This is a genomic window from Vibrio sp. 10N.222.48.A3 (assembly GCF_041475345.1).
In the GTDB taxonomy this organism is placed as follows: Bacteria; Pseudomonadota; Gammaproteobacteria; order Enterobacterales; family Vibrionaceae; genus Vibrio; species Vibrio tasmaniensis_A.
Window position 1 is genome coordinate 1 of record NZ_JBFRVX010000888.1, and the last position, 4737, is coordinate 4737.

The following is a 4737-nucleotide window of genomic DNA, read 5'->3' on the forward strand; positions in this document are numbered from 1 at the left end:
AGACCAAGGCGAGATAGTGCCCGGGCGTGGCGTTGCAAGCAGCAGTAAACCTTCAGGTTCATGCTCTTCAATCGTTGGACCGTAAGTCAGTAGCTTTTCTAGCTTCTCAACTTCAGACTCATCTAGGTCTGCCGTTAGATCAGCAAAGTGGGCAAACTCAGCGTAAATACCTGTTACAGGTAAGCTTAATTCACGACAAAGCTCTAAAAGCTTGTTAACACGAAACTCAGATAGAGCTGGGGAGCCACGCAAAATTCTCATGTGCTTAGGTCTCTTATGCAGTTGATTAAGGTAGTATTGGAATAAATTCAGTGGGTTATAGGAACAACCTAACTGTTTTCTTCGAAGCTATTCCCGAAGGTTGCCAAACCTATGCCGATTCCACCTCTTCAATGCGAGCGCATTATAAAGCATTTCTTTTTGTGACGTAACACCAAAAGCAACCGTTTGCGTGATTTTTTTTATCTTTATGCGTAAATGGTACTTTTGCTGCATTTATCAGCACTTTTACAACTGTTTAAATAAACCTGCTTTGCCAGCCTTGCGGGGTTTGGTATAAAGGGGCTTCCACTTTTCGAGATTTCATTTTGATGCCTAAATTTACGCTCATCTTTTCGTCTAAGTTCCTTCTGCTTGCCATTGCCCTAGTTGGGTTGGCTGGATGCCAGATTGAGTCAGAACCTAAAAGTGTCCTTGAGCAGATACGAGAGCGAGGCGTTCTTCGCGTCGGCACCCTGAATAACCAACTCTCTTATTACATTGGTCCCGATGGCCCTGCTGGTTTGGATTACGAGTTAGCTCGTGAATTTGCGCAGGAGCTTGGTGTACAGCTTGAGATTAAACCCGCTTACCGTTTATCCGGCCTCTTTCCAGCCTTAAAGAAAGGCGAGATCGATCTTATCGCGACAGGGTTAACGCAAAACAATAACCTGACACGCGCTTATCGCGCTGCGCCCGCCTATTACTATGTAAGCCAACAAGTGGTGTATAAAAAAGGACAGTGGCGCCCAAGAAACCTTCAACAACTGATCAAGTTCGAGAATAAGCGTCAAGCTGATTTCGTAAAAGCACAAACTGAATCAGAAGAAACGGCATCTACCGAAACATTGACGCCATCTTTGGTGGTAGTGAAGGACTCACATTTTGAGCCAACGCTAAAACAGATCCAGAACAAGCACGATGACTTTATCTACGATGCAATAGGTAATGCTGACATCAATGACCTGCTAAAAGAAGTGTCGACTGGTGAACGCTTGTTTACTGTTGCGGACTCGATTGAGCTGTCACTCTCACAACGTTTATACCCAGACGTAGCCTTAGCTTTTGAACTGACAGAAGATCAACCTATCTCTTGGTATTTACAGAAGTCTGAAGATGAAAGCCTTTATGCATTACTGATTGAGTTCTTTGGTAATCTAAAACAGTCTGGTGAACTGGCTTCACTGGAAGAAAAATACATCGGCCATATCGGCACTTTTGATTACGTTGATACTCGTGCATTTATCCGTGCATTGGATAGCAAGCTGCCAAAATGGTCGCCACTATTTCAGAAATATTCTCAAGAATTTGACTGGCGCTTGATTGCCGCTTTAGCATACCAAGAGTCACACTGGAATCCTGTCGCACGCTCTCCAACAGGTGTTCGAGGCATGATGATGCTGACACTGCCTACTGCGAAGAGCGTTGGTGTAACCAATCGTCTCGATCCGAAACAGTCGGTACAAGGCGGTGTTGAATACCTGCGTCGTATCGTGAATCGAGTACCAGATTCAATCACCCAACACGAGAAGATCTGGTTTGCGCTTGCCTCATATAACGTAGGTTACGGGCACATGATGGATGCTCGTCGCTTAACCAAAGCACAAGGCGGTGATCCTGATGCTTGGGGTGATGTGAAAGACAGGCTTCCTCTGCTAAGACAGAAGAAGTACTACAGCAAAACTCGTTACGGGTATGCGCGTGGTGATGAAGCAAGGAATTACGTTGAGAACATTCGCCGTTATTATCAGAGCATTATTGGCCATGTAAATAAGCGTAATAAAGAGGAAGAAGCGAGCCTTGAAGGTTTGGTAGTTATCCCACCTCTAGAGGTATCAGATGCTGAATCAACAATCAGTGAAACTGAATCCGCAGTGAACGACGCTGAGTCTTCCAAATAAAAGAAAAAGAGCAATGCCATTTAGCATTGCTCTTTTTTATTGCATCACGATAAATGACCAAAACAAACAAAACGCCTGCGATATCCAGAGTGTCATATTGCAGTAACAATCGAACTTTATAACGTCACACCATAAGCGACATAATGCTCTGTTGCATTCAGCTCTTAGCCATCACGATAGTGGTTCAGAAAGCCAACGCTAAGTTCGTGGCAAAGCTTATAAGCAAATAACCACTATAATTAAAACTGAAGTCATACTTACAAAGCCAGACGACAAATAGGAAATCGTTGAAATGATGAAGAACAAACTGAAATCGAAACGCCTTGATAAGACCGTTGCTGCCAACCGTCGTAAGCGTATGCTTTCAAATAATAAGAAGAAGATCATTTGGCGCAACCGTGCTTTCATGCAGATGATTGCTGAGTAAAAGTAATGACCAACTAAGTTTGCTTGGCACTCTTATGATTGAGAGTGCCGAAAGATCGCTGCTATTTTTTGTTACAGACCTTGTTCTTGTTACTGACCTTATTCTTATTACTTGCCTTGTCAGATTCTAAACGCTGCTCTTCCTGCAAACGCTCAAGCTTTCGCTTCTCTTTGATCTCTTTTCTACGGCGCTTAAAAAACGCCTGTAATTGTTCACGACACTCTTCCTCTAACAAACCATGCTCAACATCGGCATAGTGGTATGAGGCTTGGCTTTCAAAGAGATTCAATACCGTACCCGCCGCACCCGCTTTTAAGTCTGGAGCACCAAACACAATGCGCTTTACTCGGCTGTGTAATAAGGCACCCGCGCACATTGGGCAAGGTTCTAAGGTGACATACAAGGTGGTATCAAGTAAGCGATAGTTTTCCAAGGCTTGACCTGCTTTACGCAAGGTTTCGATTTCTGCATGTGCGGTTGCATCGTGGCAGCCAATCGAGCGGTTCCATCCTTCAGAGATAACCTCCCCATCTTTCACTAGAACAGCACCAACGGGAACCTCTCCCTCTTTTTCTGCTTGCTTAGCGACCTCGATGGCGCGTCGCATGAAGATTTCATCTTGAGGGCTGAATTGATGGTCTAACAAAGGGAGCTCCAGAAAACAAAGGATAAAAACGAAAATAGGTATGCGGTGAAGCATACCTAATCTTCGTGATAATGAACAATAAAGAGATAAGAGGCAATGAACAATCGCCGCTTACTGATTAGGCGGATCGCTAGCTATTGGCGCCTTCTATGTCATCGGCTATTTGCGTCGCTTTGATACTCACAATTCGATTGTTCTCAACAGAGATAACTTCAAACTGCCACTGCTGGTATTGAACAACTTCACCGGCATCAGGTAAGCGCCCTATTAACCAAGTCACTAGGCCATTCAACGTTTGGAAGCTCTCGCTTTCACCCTCAAAATCCGACAGCTCTAAGCGGTTTTTCAGTTCACTGATAGGAATCAATCCATCCACCAGCAATCCATCTTCCACTTGCTCTGTCCATAGGTCATTGGGGTTATTGGATAGCTCACCGGCAATCGCTTCAAGAATATCGTAATGAGTCACAAGGCCTTGAACATCGCCATATTCATCAACAATGAATGCCATCTCTGTACCCGACTCTTTAAAATAGCCAAGTAGACGTAAAGCCTTCATCGATTCAGGAACATAGATCGGAGAGCGAGATAGCCCCATGATCACTTGAATGTTTAAATTGCCCGCCTGATTCAATAAGGCTTTGGCTGACACCGTACCGACCACTTTATTGAGGTGGTCTTGGCACAATGGAAACACACTATGCTTTGAACTGCGCAGCTTTTTAAATATCTGCTCAACCGGTTGGCTAATATCCAGAAAGTCGACGTCTCGACGTGGCGTCATCAACGAGCTCACCAAACGGTCATCAAGCTGTAAGATATTGCGAATCATCTCTTGCTCGCCACGTTCAATCACACCAGATTCCGAGCCTTCTTTCACGAGTGCATGAATATCATCTTCCGTCACACTGTCTTCTTCGCCACCACGTCCCATTAACTTGAGAATACCTTCCGTAGAAGCAGACAACGCAAACACAAACGGCGTCGCAATTTTAGATAACCAGAAGATAGGCAGCGCGACTAGCACAGCAATGTTTTCAGCTTGAGATTGAGCAAAACGTTTTGGCACTAGCTCACCTACAACAATCGCGAAGTAAGTAATACCCACAACGACTACCGTGGTAGACAGGATATTCGCTTGTGTTGGATCGAGTCCCCACAGTTCAAGTTGAACGGCCAGTGGAGCAGAAAGCGTCGCCTCACCCACAATACCGCTGAGTAGGCCGATTACCGTAATACCGATTTGAATGGTTGAAAGGAAGCGGGTTGGATTTTCTTTGAGCTCAAGAGCAACCTGAGCGGAGCGATGTTTTTCGGCTAAGCGTTTCAGCCGACTATTCTTTGCTGCTACCAGTGCAATCTCTGACATGGCAAACAGACCATTTAAAACAATTAACCCTACTAAAAGCAGAATCTTCATGTGGCTTGGATTTCCTAAATTTACCGGCCAACAATTAGCCGTAATCCGGAGTATAAGCTGAGTGCCTTTATTTTGAATATAAAAA

General features: G+C 44.6%; 5 protein-coding genes. 2 read left to right on the top strand and 3 right to left on the bottom strand.

What is annotated here, in order from left to right:
- Positions 1-261: hypothetical protein (locus AB4653_RS21415; protein ID WP_372105292.1), on the bottom strand; the 261-nt coding region annotated here is incomplete at its 3' end.
- Positions 262-590: 329 nt separating this feature from the next.
- Between AB4653_RS21415 and mltF the strand changes: the two genes are divergently transcribed.
- Positions 591-2159 carry a membrane-bound lytic murein transglycosylase MltF gene (mltF, locus tag AB4653_RS21420; protein WP_102258210.1) on the top strand — a complete coding sequence of 523 codons (1569 nt, stop codon included), beginning with the start codon at positions 591-593 and terminating at the stop codon, positions 2157-2159.
- A 292-nt stretch (positions 2160-2451) separates the two neighbouring features.
- Positions 2452-2586 carry a hypothetical protein gene (locus tag AB4653_RS21425; protein ID WP_010438952.1) on the top strand — a complete coding sequence of 45 codons (135 nt, stop codon included), beginning with the start codon at positions 2452-2454 and terminating at the stop codon, positions 2584-2586.
- A 61-nt stretch (positions 2587-2647) separates the two neighbouring features.
- On the opposite strand, the gene tadA is transcribed toward AB4653_RS21425, so the two are convergent.
- Positions 2648-3286, bottom strand: coding sequence for a tRNA adenosine(34) deaminase TadA (gene tadA, locus AB4653_RS21430; protein WP_009848340.1), 639 nt, complete (start codon positions 3284-3286; stop codon positions 2648-2650).
- Between the two features lie 76 nt (positions 3287-3362).
- Positions 3363-4652, bottom strand: a complete 1290-nt coding sequence (locus AB4653_RS21435) for a hemolysin family protein (protein ID WP_009848339.1) — start codon at positions 4650-4652, stop codon at positions 3363-3365.
- Positions 4653-4737: the final 85 nt, after the last annotated feature.